Consider the following 14,966-nt stretch of genomic DNA (forward strand, 5'->3'; position numbering starts at 1 on the left):
TCCACTGATGGCTGGGCCGCGGAAGCCGGTCGTCGAGGTACGGCGCAGCCAGCGTCGGCGACGTACGGTGTCCGCCTACCGCGACGGGGAGCGGGTCGTGGTCCTCATTCCCGACCAGTTCTCCCGGGCCGAGGAGAGCGAGTGGGTCGACCGGATGCTCGCCCGGCTGGCGGCCCGTGAGGGGCGCCTGGTCCGCTCCGACGCCGAACTGCTCGCCCGCGCCAGCCGGCTGATCAAGCTCTACCTCACCGAGTACGGCAACCAGGCCCTGCCGGCCAGCGTCCGGTGGGTGAGCAACCAGAACGGGCGGTGGGGCTCCTGCACCCCGGCGGACCGTTCGGTCCGGCTGTCCCACCGGATCCAGGAGATGCCGGACTGGGTGATCGACTACGTGCTGCTGCACGAGCTGGTCCACCTCATCGTGTCCAGTCACAACGCGCAGTTCTGGGCTCTCGTCGGCAGGTACCCGAGGACCGAACGGGCGCGCGGCTACCTGGAGGGCGTGGCGGCCGTCGCCGGTGCCCCTTGACAGACCGTCGGGGCTTCGGCGCCGCAGCGGTAGGGTCGGTGAATGGCCCGACGAGTGGTGGTGGCGCTGCTCGCGCCGATCGCCTGGACGCCACCCGGTGTCGACCCGGTGGACTGGCGCAGCGCGCTCGCTGAGGACGTGGTGGACTTGCTCGCCATGCTCAACGAGGTGGACACCGCGGTGGCGGTCACCCGAGCCGACCGCTGGTTGGCCGACGCGGTGATCTGGCCCGGCACGACCGTGTACGAGGTGCCCGAGCCGAGCCCGAACGCGGTGTTCGCGGCCCTGACCGATGCGCACGGCTCGGCCGGGCCGGACCCGCAGTCCGATGCCGGGCCGGTGGACGGGACGCCGTCGACGGTCGACCGCTACGAGCAGGTGGCGGTCGTCGCGGGCGACGCGCCCGACCTGCCCGGACTCACCGTCGGCAAGCTGCTGCGTCCGCTGACCAGTCGACCGGTCGCGGTCGCACCGGCCGAGGGCGGCCTGCCCGGGTTGCTCGGGGTGGCGGCCAGCCTCCCCGTACCGTCCTGGTTGCCGCCGCTGGACCTGGACGCCACGGTGCCCGCGGCCGTGCGGGCGGCGGCACCCCGTCCCGGCGACCTGGCAGTTACCCCCTCCTGGCACCGGCTGCGCGGCCCGGCGGATCTGGCCCGGCTCGATCCGGCGCTCGACGGGTGGGAGCACACCCGGACCCTGCTGTCCGGTGCCGGCCGGAGCCGCTGACACCGCCGTCTCGGTGCGACCGCCACCGGCCGGGTCCAGCAGGTCAGGTACGGCCCTCGCCGCCCTCGGTGTCGTCGCGGCGTTCCGCCTCGCCCGGGGCCTTCTCCTCCGGGCCACCCGGTGCAGAGAAGTCGAAGTTCTCCAACTCGGTCATCAGGTCGACGTCGGCCATGGCGAAGGCCACCGGGTCGGCGAAGTCGTCGTCGGAGGGAAGCAGGTCGGGGTGCCCCCACAGCGCGTCCCGGCCGGCGATCCCCCGGTGCTCGGTGAGCGCCGCCCAGAGCGCCGCGGCCTCGCGCAGCCGACGGGGCCGCAACTCCAACCCGACCAGGGCCGCGAAGGTCTGCTCGGCCGGCCCGCCGGCCGCCCGGCGGCGACGGAACGCCTCGCCCAGCGCCACCAGGTTCGGCAGCCGGCCGTCGGCCGCGCCGTCGACGACGTGGCAGACCCAGCCCTCCACCAGGGCGAGGGCGGTTTCCAGCCGAGCCAGCGACGCCTTCTGCGTCGGGCTGTCCTCCGGCGTGAAGATTCCCTCCAGGGCGATCGCCTGCATCGACTCCGGGTCGGTCGGGTCGACCCGTCCCATCGCCTCCTCGATCGCCTCCCGATTCACCCGGATGCCGGCGGCGTACGTCTCGACGGCGTTGAGGACGTGCCCCCGCAGCCACGGAACGTGCTCGAAGAGCCGCTGATGCGCCGCCTCGCGCAGGGCCACGTAGAGGCGGACCTCGTCCTCGGGCAGCTCCAGCCCCTCGCCGTACGCCTTGATGTTGGCGGGGACGAGCGCGGCCGTGCCGGCCGGCCCGAGCGGTAGGCCGATGTCGCCGGCGGAGAGCACCTCCGCGGCGAGCGACCCGAGGGCCTGACCGAGCTGGCCGCCGAAGAGCGCGCCACCGAGGGTGGCGACCATCGACTGCATGGGGCCGAGCTGGGCCCGGGCCTCCGGCGGGACCAGGTCGCCCATCGCGCCGACCATTCGGCTGGCCACCGGGTCACACAGCTTGCGCCAGACGTCGAGGGTTTTGAAGATCCACTCGTTGCGGTTCCAGGACACCGTGGTACGGATGCCCGAGGGCAGCGCGGAGGCCGGCTCCAGCCAGAGGTCGGCGATGCGCAGCGCCTCCTCCACCGTGTGACGCTCGTAGGGCGAGACCGCCGGGTCGCCCGCCGCGGCGAGCTGACTGGCCGCCACCTGACGGGCCAGGTCCCAGTTGACCGGCCCGCTGCCCGACGCGGAGAGCAGGTGCTGCAACTGCGACATGAACTGCTGCATCTGCGCAGGGTCGTTGGGGTCGGGCGGCTGCCCACCCGGTAGCGCGAAACCGAACGGAATATCAGGCACGACGTCTACGGTACGCGCGCTCCGCCCCGAGCCGCCGCTACCACGGTTGCGCTCAGGGCGAAGTCGTTGGTCGTGCCGGCCGGGCGCCGCGACCGGGATCGGTACGCTCTGCCGCATGAGACGTCGCGGCCTGACCGTCCTGCTCGGTGCCCTGCTCACCGCACTGCTCAGCATCGGGGTGCTCGGCGCGCCCATCCCGTACGTGGTGCTCGGTCCCGGCCCGACCGTCGACACGCTGGGCCAGGCGGACGGCAAGGAGGTCATCCAGGTCACCGGCCGGGACGCCTCCAGTTCCGCCGGCCAACTGCGGCTGACCACGGTGGGGGTGCAGCCCGGCGTCAAGCTCCGCTCGGCCATCCAGGGCTGGCTCTCCGACGAGCAGGCCGTGGTGCCGCGGGAACTGGTCTACCCGCCGGGGGAGACCCAGGAGGAGGTGGAACAGCGCAACGCCGAGGACTTCCAGGTCTCGCAGACCAGCGCGGAGACCGCCGCGCTGCGGGAACTCGGCTACGAGGTGCAGGTCGTGGTCAAGACGGTCGCCGCCGACGGGCCGTCGGCCACGGTGCTGCGCCCCGGCGACGTGGTGACGTCGGTCGACGGTGAACCGGTACCGTTCGCCTCCCGGCTGACCGAACTCATCCGGGCCCGGCCGGCGGGCAGCGCGCTGCGGATCGGGTACACCCGGGACGGCGCCGCGCGGACCGACACCATCACCAGCCAGGAGCACGACGGTCGGCCCCGGATCGGGATCGAGATCGAGCAGCAGCAGCCGCACCCGTTCACCCTCTCCTTCGACCTGAAGGACATCGGTGGCCCGAGCGCGGGGCTGATGTTCGCCCTGGGCATCATCGACAAGCTGACCCCGGACGACCTGACCGGCGGCCGGATCATCGCCGGCACCGGCACCATCGACGACGCCGGGCAGGTCGGCCCGATCGGTGGGATCCCGCAGAAGTTGGTCGGCGCGAAGGAGGCCGGCGCGACCACGTTCCTGGTACCGGCGGCCAACTGCGCCGAGGCAGTCAGTAACCGGCAGCCGGACCTACCGTTGGTCAAGGTGGGCTCGCTCGACGAGGCGTTGGACGCGCTGGAGAAGCTGCGTTCCGGGAGCGAGCCGACGTACTGCTGAGCCGCGCGGCATGACCTTGCGCTCACGCTTTCAGGAACACCCCGTACTCTGGGTGCCTGGTCGGAGCCGATCATAACGAGCGTGCGGAGCCAACAGTGGTCATGCGTAGCAGCAGCCCTCTGCCGAGGATGAGCCGACGAGGACGCGTCACGATCGGGGTCCTGATCGGGGTGTTCGTGCTGTTCACCCTGCTTGGCTGGGGAGTGCAGGCCTGGACGGACTGGCTCTGGTTCTCCGAGGTCGACTACACCGAGGTCTTCCGGGGCGTGCTGGTCACCCGGCTGCTGCTCTTCCTGGCCGCGGGTCTGGCGATGGCGGCGATCGTCGGCGGCAACCTCTGGCTCGCGCAACGGCTGCGCCCACGGATGCGACCCCACTCACCGGAACAGGCCACCCTGGAGCGGTACCGGATGCTGCTCGGCCCCCGTCTGGGCCTGTGGATCACGGCGGTCGCCGCCATCGTCGGCCTGTTCGCCGGCCTGTCGGCGCAGAGCCGCTGGAACCAGTGGCTGCTCTTCCTGCATGGCGGCAACTTCGGCGTGGACGATCCGGAGTTCGGCGTCGATGTCGGCTTCTACGTCTTCCAGTTGCCGTTCTGGCGGTTCCTGCTGGGGCTCGGCTTCACCGCGGTGGTCCTGGCGCTGCTCGGCGCGCTGGCCGTGCACTACCTGTTCGGCGGGCTCCGCCTGCAGGGCGTCGGCGACCGGATGAGCAACGCCGCCCGGGCCCACCTGAGCACGCTGGTCGCGGTCTTCGTCCTGCTCAAGGCCGTCGCGTACGTGCTGGACCGGCGGGCGATGCTGTTGGAGTACAACGACGGCGTGAACGTCTACGGCGCCGGCTACGCCGACATCAACGCCCTGCTGCCGGCCAAGGAGATCCTCGCCTACATCTCCGTGGTGGTGGCGATCGCGATCATCGTCTTCTCCAACGCCTGGATGCGTAACCTGGTCTGGCCGGGCATCTCGTTGGCCCTGCTCGGCGTCTCCGCGGTGGCGATCGGCGGCATCTACCCGTGGGCGGTGCAGACCTTCGAGGTCAAGCCCAGCGCCCGGGACAAGGAAGCGCCATACATCCAGCGCAGCATCGACGCCACCCGCGCGTCGTTCGGGCTGGACATCACCCAGAGTTCGGCGTACTCGGCCAACAACCTGAACCCGCCGGAGAGCCTGGCCACCGACACGTCGGTGGTGCCGAACGTCCGACTGCTCGATCCGCAGCTGGTCAGCGAGACCTACACCCAGCTCCAGCAGGTCCGTGGCTTCTACGACTTCGGTCCCAAGCTCGACATCGACCGGTACACGCTCAACGGCGCGACCCAGGACTACGTGGTCGGCGTACGTGAGATCAACTACGGCGAGCTGACCGCGCAGCAGAGCAACTGGATCAACCGGCACACCGTCTACACCCACGGGTACGGGGTGGTGGCCGCGCCCGCGAACCGGGTGGTCTGCGGTGGGCAGCCGTTCTTCGTCTCTGGTTCGCTCGGCGAGCGGTCGCAGGAGTCGTGTGCGTCGCCGACCGACCTGATCCCGGCGAGCCAGCCGCGGATCTACTTCGGCGAGCGGATGGCCACCGGTGACTACGCCATCGTCGGCAAGCCGAGCGCGGACGCCAACCCGGCCGAGTTCGACCGCCCGGCGGGTGAGAGCAGTGACGACGGTGAGGGACCGGAGTCGTACTACACCTACACCGGTTCCGGCGGCGTCGAGATCGGCTCGTTCACCCGTCGCCTGCTCTACGCGATCAAGGAGCAGGAGGCGAACTTCCTGCTCTCCGAGGCGGTCAACGACAACTCCAAGCTGCTCTACGTGCGTAACCCTCGGGACCGGGTGGAAAAGGTCGCGCCGTTCCTCACCCTGGACGGTGACCCGTACCCCGCCCTGGTCGACGGCCGGGTGCAGTGGATCGTCGACGGTTACACCACCGCCGCGACCTACCCGTACGCGGAGCGGGTCAACCTCCAGCAGGAAACCACCGACGAGCTGACCGGCCGGGGCACCATCCAGCTGGCCCGGGAGAACGTCAACTACATCCGCAACTCGGTGAAGGCGACCGTCGACGCGTACGACGGCACCGTCGTTCTCTACGAGTTCGACGAGAACGACCCGGTGCTCAAGGCGTGGAACAAGGCGTTCGGCGGTGACCTGATCAAACCACGCGCCGAGATCCCACCGGCGCTGGCCGACCACTTCCGGTACCCCGCCGACCTGTTCAAGGTGCAGCGCAACCTGCTGACCCGGTTTCACGTCACCAACCCCGGCGACTTCTACTCCGGGCAGGACTTCTGGCAGGTGCCGAACGTGCCGGACGCGCCGGACAGCGGGCAGAAGCAGCCGCCGTACTACCTCTACACGCAGTTCCCCGGCCAGGAGGCGCCGCGCTTCCAGCTGACCAGCGCGGTCACCCCCAACGGTCGGCAGAACCTGGCCGCGCTGATCTCCGGGTCGTACCAGGATGGCAGGCCCACGTTGCAGGTGCTGGAGCTGCCGGACCAGACGGCGATCTCCGGGCCGGTGCAGGTGCACCAGCGGATGACAAACACCAACGCCACCATCCTACAGGACCTGAACCTGCTCTCCTCGAACCAGGCCCAGGTGCAGTACGGCAACCTGCTCTCGCTGCCCTTCGGCAACGGGATGCTCTACGTCGAGCCGGTCTACGTCAAGAGCAACCAGCAGGACGCGTATCCGCTGCTGCAGAAGGTGCTGATGTCGTACGGCGACGGGGGCTCCTACGTCGTGCTGGCGGACAACGTCGCCGACGGCATCAAGCAGCTGGTCGAGCAGGGCAAGCAGGCAGCGGCCGGTAACCCGCCGCCGGCCGGGGGCGAGGAGCCACCGCCGGAGGGTGAGGAGCCGCCGCCGTCGCCGACGGCCACTCCCTCGCCCACGGCCACTCCGTCGCCGGGCGACGCCCCGCCGCTCACCGGCGACCTCGGCGCGGCCGCCGAGCGGGTACGGACCGCGATCACCGAGGTGCGCGCCGCCCAGGCATCCGGCGACTTCGAGCGGTACGGCCGGGCGCTGGCCGCGCTGGACGAGGCGCTCACCGCGTTCCAGCAGGCGCAGCAGGCGGCGGGCAGCAACGACGCGAGTCCTCCGGCACCTTCCGGCAGTCCCTCACCGACCGGCTGACCGAACCAACGCGTGAAGCCCGCGGCCCGGCGTTCCTCGTCACTGCCGCGGGCTTCACCGTGTCTGAGCGGCGACTGAGCCGAGCGCTCACCGGAAATCGGCGGTGCGGGCGGAGGTCGAACCGGGCGTTGCGTGGGTCGTTTTGCGGGCAGCGGGGGTGGTGCGCTACGGTGGATCTACCGACGCGGGGTGGAGCAGCTCGGTAGCTCGCTGGGCTCATAACCCAGAGGTCGCAGGTTCAAATCCTGTCCCCGCTACTGCGAGAAGAGGTCCCGGATTCGTCCGGGGCCTCTTCTTCATCCGGAGATGATCCCCGTCCGGGCGGCCGTGCCGCGCTGGTCCGGGCCAGCCAGCGGGGCGAATTGCCGGCCCTCGGCGTTACGGGTGGGGCTGGTGTCGGGTCGGGTTACGGATGAGGTAGGCTGATCCTACCGACGCGGGGTGGAGCAGCTCGGTAGCTCGCTGGGCTCATAACCCAGAGGTCGCAGGTTCAAATCCTGTCCCCGCTACTGCGAGAAGTGGCCCCGGATTCGTCCGGGGCCACTGTCGTTGTCCGGTGCCGTCCCGGCGTCGACACGAGCTTCGTTCGGCCGACCGAGGTTGCGCGTCTCGGCGAGGATGGGCGCATGTCTTCCTTCGGTAGGTGGTGGGGGCGGCTCGGCACGCTCCTGGGTACGGTCGTGCTGACGGTTTTCGTCCCGGTCGCGGCGTGGGCGTCGACCGGCACCGGCGAACTGGTGGTGGAGGCGGCTCGACGGCGCGGGCGCGGTTTCGGCGTCTTCGGTTTCCTGAGCCTGCTCTGCTGCCTGGCGGTGGTGGCAGTAATCGTCCTGCTGGTGATCCGGATGACCCGTCGTCGGCGCTGACCAGGCGCACCGGTGCCGTGTGCGTCTGGCGGCCGGGTCGTGGACCGCCAGCGGCGGTACGCCCGGCGCGTGGTCTACTTGTCCGCGTGGAACTTCTGCACTCGGGCAAGGTGAGGGACGTCTACGCCGAGGGCGATGACCTGATCCTGGTGGCCTCCGACCGCATCTCCGTCTACGACGTGGTGCTGCCGACCCCGATTCCGGACAAGGGCAAGCTGCTCACCGCGTTGTCGCTGTGGTGGTTCGAGCAGCTGGCCGGCCTGGTCCCCAACCACGTCATCTCGGCCACCGACGTGCCAGCGGAGTTCGCCGGTCGGGCGATTCGCTGCCGCCGGCTCGAGATGGTTCCGGTCGAGTGCGTCGCTCGTGGCTTCCTCACCGGCGGCGGCCTGAAGGAGTACGAGAACACCGGGAAGGTCTCCGGCGTCGAACTGCCGCGCGGGTTGGTCGAGGCGTCCATCCTGCCGGAGCCGATCTTCACCCCGTCCACCAAGGCGCCGGTGGGTGAGCACGACGAGCCGATGACCTTCGCCGAGGTGGTCGACAAGGTCGGCGCGGAGACCGCCGACCGGCTGCGGCAGCTGACCATCGACGTGTACTGCCGGGGCGCCGAACTGGCGGCCGACCGGGGCATCCTGGTCGCCGACACCAAGATCGAGCTTGGTTGGGCAGCGGACGGCACCCTGGTGCTCGGCGACGAGCTGCTCACCCCGGACTCGTCCCGATTCTGGCCGGCGGAGTCGTACCAGCCGGGGCGCGCCCAGTTCTCCTACGACAAGCAGTACGCACGGGACTGGGCGGCGCGCAGCGGCTGGGACAAGCGGGGCCCGGCACCGGAGTTGCCCGCCGACGTGGTCGACGCCACCCGGGCCCGTTACGTGGACGTCTACGAGAAGCTGACCGGCGAGCGCTGGTAACTCCTGCCGAAGACCGGCGGGCGCGGCAGTCGCTACTCGCCGCTGCGGTGGCGGCCGAGATGCTGGTCGGCGGGGACGGTCGTGGTGATGATGCGTACCGTGGTGCCGGCCGGCCCGGTCTCGACATCCATCGCGTCGGTCAGCTCGCGGGCCAGCCAGAGGCCCCACCCGCCGGCCGTCTCCGGCGCGGGTCGGCTGCGGTTGTCGAGGCTCTGTGTGCTGATGCCGGGACCATGGTCGGCGACCTCGCACAACACCAGGCCGGACTCTTTCCACAGCCGCAGCCAACCCTGCCCGCCGCCGTGCCGCACCGCGTTGGTGATCAGTTCGTTGACGGCGAGCACGAAGTCGTCCAGCCGGTCGTCGCGTAGCCCTGCGGTGTGTGCGCACGAGGCGACCGAGTGTCGGAGTTCGGTCACCTGGGCCTGGTCGAAGGCGTCGGCGATCAAAAGGGCGTGTTCGATGGGCACCACCGTACGCGGTGGGGAAGATCCTGAGTTCGTCATGGCCCCGTCCCGACAGAGATCGCAGAGTTTTTCGCGGCTTTTACCACCGTACGTCAGTGTTGTTCGAGGTGCATCGTTCGCAGACGGCCCCGAGGACCTGTGACATCGTGGCGCACGTGCCTGCTGCCGGTGGTTTCGAGGTGCCGCTCTGGCGGGCCGTCGCGGTATTCCGGGTGGCCTCCCTGGCGTACGTCTGCGTGGTGTTGATCCGCGACTCTGACCGCTACGCCCACCCCCTCGCCGCGACGGCGCTGGTGCTGTTCATGGTGCTCTGGACCGCCGTCACCGCGATCGGGTACGCGGACCCGGCGCGGCGTGGCTGGCCACTGCTCCTGGCCGATCTGGCGGTGGTGGTGGCGATCCTGCTGGCCACCCCGTGGGCGATGGGCCGGCCGGCGCTCGACGCGGGGCTGCCGACCCTCCCCGTGGCCTGGCTGAGCGGCCCGGTGCTGGCCTGGGCCGTCTCCGGCGGGCGGCGGCGCGGCGCGGTCGCGGCACTCGTGCTCGGCGCGGCCGATCTGGCGACCCGGGGCATCGTCACCCCGAGCGCGTTCAACGGAGCGATCCTGATGCTGCTCGCCGGCGTGGTGGTGGGGCACGTCGCGCGGCTGACGGTGACCGCCGGGGAGCGGCTGCACCGGGCGGTCGAGTTGGAGGCCGCCACCCGGGAGCGGGAACGGCTGGCCCGGGACATCCACGACTCGGTGCTCCAGGTGCTCGCCCTGGTGCAGCGGCGGGGCGCCAGCCTCGACGGGGAGGCGGGCGAGTTGGCCCGGCTGGCCGGCGAGCAGGAGGTGGCGTTGCGGTCGCTGATCTCCGGTGCCGGACCGGTGCCGGCCGGTGCCGCCGACGCACCGGTGGACCTGCGTACCCTGCTCGGCCGGCACGCCTCGGCCACCGTGTCGTTGTCCGCACCGGCGGGCCCGGTGCCGCTGCCCCCGGCGGTGGCCCGCGAACTGACGGCGGCCGTCGCCGCGGCGCTGGACAACGCGGCCCGGCACGGCGGCGGTCGAGCCTGGGTGCTGGTCGAGGACGAGGAGTCGGTGGTGACCGTGTCGATTCGGGACGAGGGGCCGGGTTTTCCGCCCGAGCGGCTGAACGATGCGGCGGCCCAGGGACGGCTGGGTATCGCCCAGGCCATCCGGGGCCGGCTGGCCGACCTGGGCGGCACCGCCCGGATCAGCTCGACACCGGGTGCCGGCACCGAGGTGGAACTGACCGTGCCGAGGAGGCAGCCATGAGCGGCGCACGCGTGATGGTCGTCGACGATCACCCGATGTGGCGGGAAGGGGTGGCCCGCGACCTGGCCGAGGCGGGACACCAGGTGGTGGCCAGCTGCGGCGAGGGTCGCCAGGCGATCCGGGTGGTCGCCGCGGCCCGTCCCGACGTGGTGGTGCTCGACCTGCAACTACCGGACATCTCCGGCGTCGAGGTGATCCAGGGACTGCGGACGGCACACCCGGGAGTGCGGGTACTCATGCTCTCGGCCAGCGGCGAGCAGCAGGGCGTGCTCGACGCGGTGAAGGCCGGCGCCACCGGCTACCTGCTCAAATCCGCCGGGCTGGCGGAGTTTCTGGAGGCGGTGCGGCGCACCGCGGCGGGCGATCCGGTGTTCACACCCGGGCTGGCCGGACTGGTCCTCGGCGAGTACCGCCGACTGGCCACGAGCGGAGATCACGCGGCGGCCGGTGCCCGGGACGCGGCACCCCGGCTCACCGACCGGGAGACCGAGGTGCTGCGTCTGGTGGCCAAGGGGATGTCGTACCGGCAGATCGCCGAGCGGCTCGGGCTGTCGCACCGTACGGTGCAGAACCACGTGCAGAACACGCTCGGCAAGCTCCAGTTGCACAATCGGGTGGAGCTGACCCGGTACGCGATCGAGCGCGGCCTGGACGACTGAGCGGCGGCGCCGTTCGGATCAGACCGAGTGCGGCGGCCGGGTCTCGTGCACGGCCAGTTCCTCGGCGCTCGCACCGCCGCCGGCGGCCCCCGCGTCGTACGCGATCGAATCGGTCTCCTGGTCGGTGTGCGCCCCTTCGTCCGGCTCGACCAGCCGGCCGACGGTGGCGTCCGCGCTGGTCCCCAACCGGTCGTGGTCATAGAGCGAGACCGGGGACTTCGGGTCGGAGGTGGGGCCGGGATCGATCACGTCGGCGTCGAGCTGAGCCTGCGCCGCCTGCTCCCGGCTGTCCGCCTCGGCCGCGATGTCCGGGTCGACCGGTCCGGCCAGCGGATCGTTGACCGGCAGCTCGAACCGTTCCCGGCTCAGCTTGTAGTCCAACGACTCGCCGTCGAGCTGCTCCTCGGCGGTGGTGCCGAACTCGTCGACCGCCACCGGCGTCCGGTCACCGGGCAGCTGAGCGGGTGCCGGGCCGTCCGCTTCCCGTCCGGTCAGCACGTCGTCCCCGGCCGTCGAATCGTCGTCGGCGGTGTCGGGCAGACCGTCGGCTTCGGGATCGGACACGGGGGTCGGGTACTCGTCGTCGCGCATGACCCACCACTACCCGCTGCCCTCCCGCCGTAACCGGTCCCGGCGGGGCGGTTGGTCGGCCGGCGCGTGTCCCGGCGGCGTTCAGCGGTTGCTCCGGCGGGCCAACGCGGCGACCGTGCCGACGGCGGTACCGGCGGCGGCCAGCCCGAACGCGGCGGAGATCCGGACCAGTTGGCGACGTCGGCCGTGCCAGCCGCCGTCCGTGGCCGCCGCGGCATCGGCCTGGAAGACGTTCCCGCTGGTGTCGGCCGTTGGCGGCGGCCCGAACTGGGTGTACCGGCCGTACCAGCCGAGGACCCGTTCGGCCAGAGCCGGCACCAGCCGCCACTGCATGCCGACCAGGCGAGCGGCTCCGCCGGCGTACGCCTCCCGGCGGGGCCGCTTCAGCAGCCGGACGATCGTCTTCGCGACCACCTCCGGCGGATAGACCGGCGGCGGCGGAAGAACCTGCCGGCCGCTGTGATTGGCGGCGTGCCGGAAGAACGGCGTGTCGATGGTGGCCGGCAGCACGGTGCAGATCGAGACGGACCCCCGGCCGGTGACCCGTAGCTCCTGGCGAACCGTGTCGGACAGTCCCCGGACTGCGTGTTTGGCGGTGTTGTACGGCGACTGGTACGGCATCGCCACCTCGGCCAGCAGCGAGGCGTTGTTGATCACGACACCGCCGCCGGCCGCACTGAGGTGTGGCAGCGCGGCCCGGATCCCGTTCGCCGTGCCGAGCAGGTTGACGTCCAGCACCCGGCGGAACTCGGCCACCGGGATCTCGTCGAACAACCCGATGGTGCCGACCGCGGCGTTGTTGACCCAGGCGTCGATCCGGCCGAACTCCGCCACCGCGGTCGCGGCGAGCCGTCGCATCGCGTCCGCGTCCGTCACGTCGGTGGGCACCACGAGGGTGCGACCGCCCAGCCCACGGCAGTGCCGGGCCACCTCGCGCAGGGCCGGCTCCGAGCGCGCGGCGAGCACCACGGTGCTGCCGTGCCGGGCCAGGGCGTACGCGGTCGCGGTGCCGATGCCGCTGGACGCACCGGTGATGACAATGATGGCGTCGGCCAGGTTTCGGGCGAGGGACATTCCTCGTCGGTACCCCGTGGTGTCCGGCTCATGCCGCCGAGCGTGCCCCGGATCTGCGAGGTTTCGGCTCTTCGGAGGCCGGTTAATGGGACGCTCTGACCGGAGACCACCGCCTCATCCGCACGGAGGTGACCCATGCGCGTTGGCCTTGTCTGTGCCCACGCGGCTGCGCCGCCGTCCGGCGACGGAACCGTCGTCGGCACCTACCAGCACATCGCACGGGTCGCGGCCGAACTGGCCGGGCGGGGTCACGACGTGCGGGTCTACACCCGTCGGGACGACCCCGAGGCGACGGAGACCGACGTCGTGGACGGCTACCGTGTGGAGCGGGCGCCGGTGGGCCCGGTCGCGCCGATCCCCACGGCCGAACTGGTGCCCTACGTGGCGGCGTTCGGCCAGTGGCTGGCCGACCGGTGGTCCGCCGACTGGGCTCCCGAGGTGGTGCACGGCCACTACTGGATCGGGGGCCTGGCCGCCGCGCACGCGGTGCGTAAGACCGACATTCCGATGGTGCAGACGTTCCACTCGATCGGCATGGAACAGCTGCGTCATCTCGGCACCCAGTACGACGGCCCGGTCACCCGCATCCCGCTGGAGCGGGCGCTGACCCGGGCGGTGGACATCGCAATCGCCCAGTGCAACGACGAGGTCGACGAGTTGACCCGGTTGGGCCTGCAACGCACGTCTGTCGCGATGGTTCCGACCGGGGTCGACACCGAGCGCTTCCATCCCGATGGTGAGGCCGCCCCGCGCGAGCAGCGTCCCCGGATACTTTCGGTGGGCGGGCTCGGGCGGGGCCACGGCCAGGAGGATCTGATCCGGGCGATGCGCCTGGTCGGTGACGCGGAGCTGGTGATCGCCGGTGGGCCGTCGACGGACCGACTGGCGAACCACGCCGAGGCCCGGCGGCTGCGGGAACTGGCCGACCGGGTCGGGGTTGGTGAGCAGGTGCACCTGGTCGGCGCGGTGCCGCACGAGCAGATGGCCACCTGGTACCGCTCGGCCGACGTGGTGGCCTGCACCCCGCACTACTCCTCGGCGGGGCGGGTGTCGCTGGAGGCGATGGCCTGCGGCGTCCCGGTGGTGGGCTACGCCATGGGTGGCATCGCCGACGCCGTGGTCGACGAGGTGACCGGCAAGCTGGTGCCGCCGGGTGACGTACGCACCCTCGGGATGACACTACGTCGGCTGCTCGCCGACAACGCCGGCCGCTTCGCGTACGGGCACGCCGCGGTCGACCGGGTGCGGTGCAGCTACACCTGGGAACGCACGGCCAGTGCGCTGGAACGGCTCTACGAGCGGGTGGTGGGCCGGCGCAAGCCGGTCGAGGCGGCCTGAGGAAGCGGATCAGCGATGACGCCGGCCGGGCCGGCGACGCGCGCCGTGGACGGCGTCACGAGCGGCGGTGGAACACCCACCACCGCCCGGGTGACAGCGTGCTGATGCTGCGGCTCCGCGTACCGGGTGAGCCCGACGACGGAGGCGAGGGTGACCAGGAACCCGATCCCGGCGAGCCACTCCCGGCCCGGCCAGATCTTGTCGTCGAGCAGCAGCAACCCGACGGTGGCGGCGGGCACCGCGCCGGCCGCGTCCATGGCGGCCACCGCGGCCGTGGTGGAACCGCGTTGCATCGCCAGCCCGAGCAGCAACTGGCCGACCACGGAATGGCCGACGAGCAGGTAGAGCAGCGGGTCACCGAGAAACGCGTCCCAACTCGACGCGGAGGCCAGCGGGCGGGCCGCCACCGCGGCGGCGGAGAAGGCCAGCCCGGCCAGTGAGCCGAGCGCCACCGATCCCGGCGCGCCGTGCAACCGGACCGCGAAGAAGCCCAGCACCGCGATCACCGCCAGGGCCACCAGCAGGGCGACCATGCCTGCGGTGCCGAGGGCCTTCGACGGCGCCGGCCGGGCGGCGAGCACCAGCGCGGTGATCCCGGCGAAGAGCAGCACCAGCAGCGCGACCTCGGCCACCGGCAGCCGCCACTTCAGCAGGACCACGCCGAGCAGGGCGGTGACGCCAAGCCCGGCGGCCACGCTCGCCTGCACCAGGAACAGCGGCAGGTCCCGCCGGGACAGGAAGGCCAGGACGAAACCGGCGACCTGGCAGGCCAGCCCGACCAGGTAGGTGCGGTGTCCGGCCAGGCGCAGCAGCAACCCGGGATCGAAGGTGTGATGCACAGTGGTGCGGGCGGCGGCCACCGACTGCAACAGGTTGGCGACGCCGTACGCGACGATCATCGCCGCCAGGAA

General features: G+C 71.6%; 13 protein-coding genes, 2 tRNA genes and 2 pseudogenes. 12 read left to right on the forward strand and 5 right to left on the reverse strand.

Annotated features, from left to right (window positions below; translation table 11 throughout):
- Positions 1-7 precede the first annotated feature (7 nt).
- The 3 genes and pseudogenes from AC2CHE_RS15490 to AC2CHE_RS15500 all read left to right on the forward strand — a co-directional run.
- Positions 8-529: a M48 metallopeptidase family protein gene (locus AC2CHE_RS15490; protein WP_484505590.1), complete on the forward strand. Its 522-nt coding sequence runs from the start codon at positions 8-10 to the stop codon at positions 527-529.
- 42 nt (positions 530-571) lie between these two features.
- Positions 572-791, forward strand: a pseudogene (locus tag AC2CHE_RS15495) (hypothetical protein); the annotation flags it as partial.
- A 104-nt stretch (positions 792-895) separates the two neighbouring features.
- Positions 896-1,255: pseudogene (locus AC2CHE_RS15500) on the forward strand (hypothetical protein); the annotation flags it as partial.
- A gap of 43 nt (positions 1,256-1,298) precedes the next feature.
- On the opposite strand, the gene AC2CHE_RS15505 reads toward AC2CHE_RS15500, so the two are convergent.
- Positions 1,299-2,597, reverse strand: coding sequence for a zinc-dependent metalloprotease (locus AC2CHE_RS15505; protein ID WP_484505591.1), 1,299 nt, complete (start codon positions 2,595-2,597; stop codon positions 1,299-1,301).
- Positions 2,598-2,712: 115 nt separating this feature from the next.
- Between AC2CHE_RS15505 and AC2CHE_RS15510 the strand changes: the two genes are divergently transcribed.
- The 6 genes from AC2CHE_RS15510 (at position 2,713) to AC2CHE_RS15535 (ending at position 8,646) form a co-directional block, all read left to right on the forward strand.
- The gene (locus AC2CHE_RS15510) at positions 2,713-3,726 is read left to right on the forward strand and encodes a YlbL family protein (protein ID WP_484505592.1); all 1,014 of its coding nucleotides are present in this window, start codon (positions 2,713-2,715) and stop codon (positions 3,724-3,726) included.
- Positions 3,727-3,827: 101 nt separating this feature from the next.
- Positions 3,828-6,863: a UPF0182 family membrane protein gene (locus AC2CHE_RS15515; RefSeq protein ID WP_484505593.1), complete on the forward strand. Its 3,036-nt coding sequence runs from the start codon at positions 3,828-3,830 to the stop codon at positions 6,861-6,863.
- 183 nt (positions 6,864-7,046) lie between these two features.
- Positions 7,047-7,120 (forward strand) — tRNA-Met (locus AC2CHE_RS15520).
- A gap of 178 nt (positions 7,121-7,298) precedes the next feature.
- Positions 7,299-7,372 (forward strand) — tRNA-Met (locus AC2CHE_RS15525).
- 117 nt (positions 7,373-7,489) lie between these two features.
- Positions 7,490-7,729: a hypothetical protein gene (locus AC2CHE_RS15530; protein WP_139233146.1), complete on the forward strand. Its 240-nt coding sequence runs from the start codon at positions 7,490-7,492 to the stop codon at positions 7,727-7,729.
- An 86-nt stretch (positions 7,730-7,815) separates the two neighbouring features.
- Entirely contained in the window at positions 7,816-8,646 is an 831-nt protein-coding gene (locus AC2CHE_RS15535) for a phosphoribosylaminoimidazolesuccinocarboxamide synthase (protein ID WP_484505594.1), read from the forward strand.
- A 32-nt stretch (positions 8,647-8,678) separates the two neighbouring features.
- On the opposite strand, the gene AC2CHE_RS15540 is transcribed toward AC2CHE_RS15535, so the two are convergent.
- Positions 8,679-9,152 carry an ATP-binding protein gene (locus AC2CHE_RS15540; RefSeq protein ID WP_484505595.1) on the reverse strand — a complete coding sequence of 158 codons (474 nt, stop codon included), beginning with the start codon at positions 9,150-9,152 and terminating at the stop codon, positions 8,679-8,681.
- A 116-nt stretch (positions 9,153-9,268) separates the two neighbouring features.
- Here AC2CHE_RS15540 and macS point away from each other — a divergent pair, with 116 nt between their 5' ends.
- Both macS and AC2CHE_RS15550 read left to right on the forward strand, forming a co-directional pair.
- Complete coding sequence (gene macS / locus AC2CHE_RS15545) at positions 9,269-10,393, forward strand: MacS family sensor histidine kinase (RefSeq protein WP_484505596.1); 1,125 nt, start codon at positions 9,269-9,271, stop codon at positions 10,391-10,393.
- Positions 10,390-11,052 carry a response regulator gene (locus AC2CHE_RS15550; RefSeq protein ID WP_484505597.1) on the forward strand — a complete coding sequence of 221 codons (663 nt, stop codon included), beginning with the start codon at positions 10,390-10,392 and terminating at the stop codon, positions 11,050-11,052. Before macS ends, AC2CHE_RS15550 begins: the two co-directional genes overlap by 4 nt.
- Positions 11,053-11,070: 18 nt before the next feature.
- Here AC2CHE_RS15550 and AC2CHE_RS15555 read toward each other — a convergent pair whose 3' ends face one another.
- Positions 11,071-11,643, reverse strand: a complete 573-nt coding sequence (locus tag AC2CHE_RS15555) for a DUF5709 domain-containing protein (RefSeq protein WP_484505598.1) — start codon at positions 11,641-11,643, stop codon at positions 11,071-11,073.
- Between the two features lie 81 nt (positions 11,644-11,724).
- A complete protein-coding gene (locus AC2CHE_RS15560) occupies positions 11,725-12,717 on the reverse strand; it encodes an SDR family oxidoreductase (protein WP_484505599.1) in 993 nt (330 codons plus the stop codon).
- A gap of 135 nt (positions 12,718-12,852) precedes the next feature.
- On the opposite strand from AC2CHE_RS15560, the gene AC2CHE_RS15565 reads away from it, so the two are divergent.
- Complete coding sequence (locus AC2CHE_RS15565; protein ID WP_484505600.1) at positions 12,853-14,055, forward strand: glycosyltransferase; 1,203 nt, start codon at positions 12,853-12,855, stop codon at positions 14,053-14,055.
- Here AC2CHE_RS15565 and AC2CHE_RS15570 read toward each other — a convergent pair.
- Complete coding sequence (locus AC2CHE_RS15570; protein ID WP_484505629.1) at positions 14,010-14,954, reverse strand: hypothetical protein; 945 nt, start codon at positions 14,952-14,954, stop codon at positions 14,010-14,012. The two genes, AC2CHE_RS15565 and AC2CHE_RS15570, sit on opposite strands and share 46 nt — an antisense overlap.
- Positions 14,955-14,966 lie beyond the last annotated feature (12 nt).

The sequence above is a fragment of the Micromonospora sp. ATLC16 genome, from assembly GCF_057196645.1.

Bases quoted from the DNA above. Each gene is read 5' to 3' on its own strand.
- AC2CHE_RS15560 (WP_484505599.1), bottom strand. From the start codon at position 12,717: ATGTCCCTCGCCCGAAACCTGGCCGACGCCATCATTGTCATCACCGGT.
- AC2CHE_RS15555 (WP_484505598.1), bottom strand. From the start codon at position 11,643: ATGCGCGACGACGAGTACCCGACCCCCGTGTCCGATCCCGAAGCCGAC.
- AC2CHE_RS15540 (WP_484505595.1), bottom strand. From the start codon at position 9,152: ATGACGAACTCAGGATCTTCCCCACCGCGTACGGTGGTGCCCATCGAA.
- AC2CHE_RS15550 (WP_484505597.1), top strand. From the start codon at position 10,390: ATGAGCGGCGCACGCGTGATGGTCGTCGACGATCACCCGATGTGGCGG.
- AC2CHE_RS15570 (WP_484505629.1), bottom strand. From the start codon at position 14,954: ATGATCGTCGCGTACGGCGTCGCCAACCTGTTGCAGTCGGTGGCCGCC.
- AC2CHE_RS15510 (WP_484505592.1), top strand. From the start codon at position 2,713: ATGAGACGTCGCGGCCTGACCGTCCTGCTCGGTGCCCTGCTCACCGCA.
- AC2CHE_RS15565 (WP_484505600.1), top strand. From the start codon at position 12,853: ATGCGCGTTGGCCTTGTCTGTGCCCACGCGGCTGCGCCGCCGTCCGGC.
- AC2CHE_RS15515 (WP_484505593.1), top strand. From the start codon at position 3,828: ATGCGTAGCAGCAGCCCTCTGCCGAGGATGAGCCGACGAGGACGCGTC.
- AC2CHE_RS15530 (WP_139233146.1), top strand. From the start codon at position 7,490: ATGTCTTCCTTCGGTAGGTGGTGGGGGCGGCTCGGCACGCTCCTGGGT.
- AC2CHE_RS15490 (WP_484505590.1), top strand. From the start codon at position 8: ATGGCTGGGCCGCGGAAGCCGGTCGTCGAGGTACGGCGCAGCCAGCGT.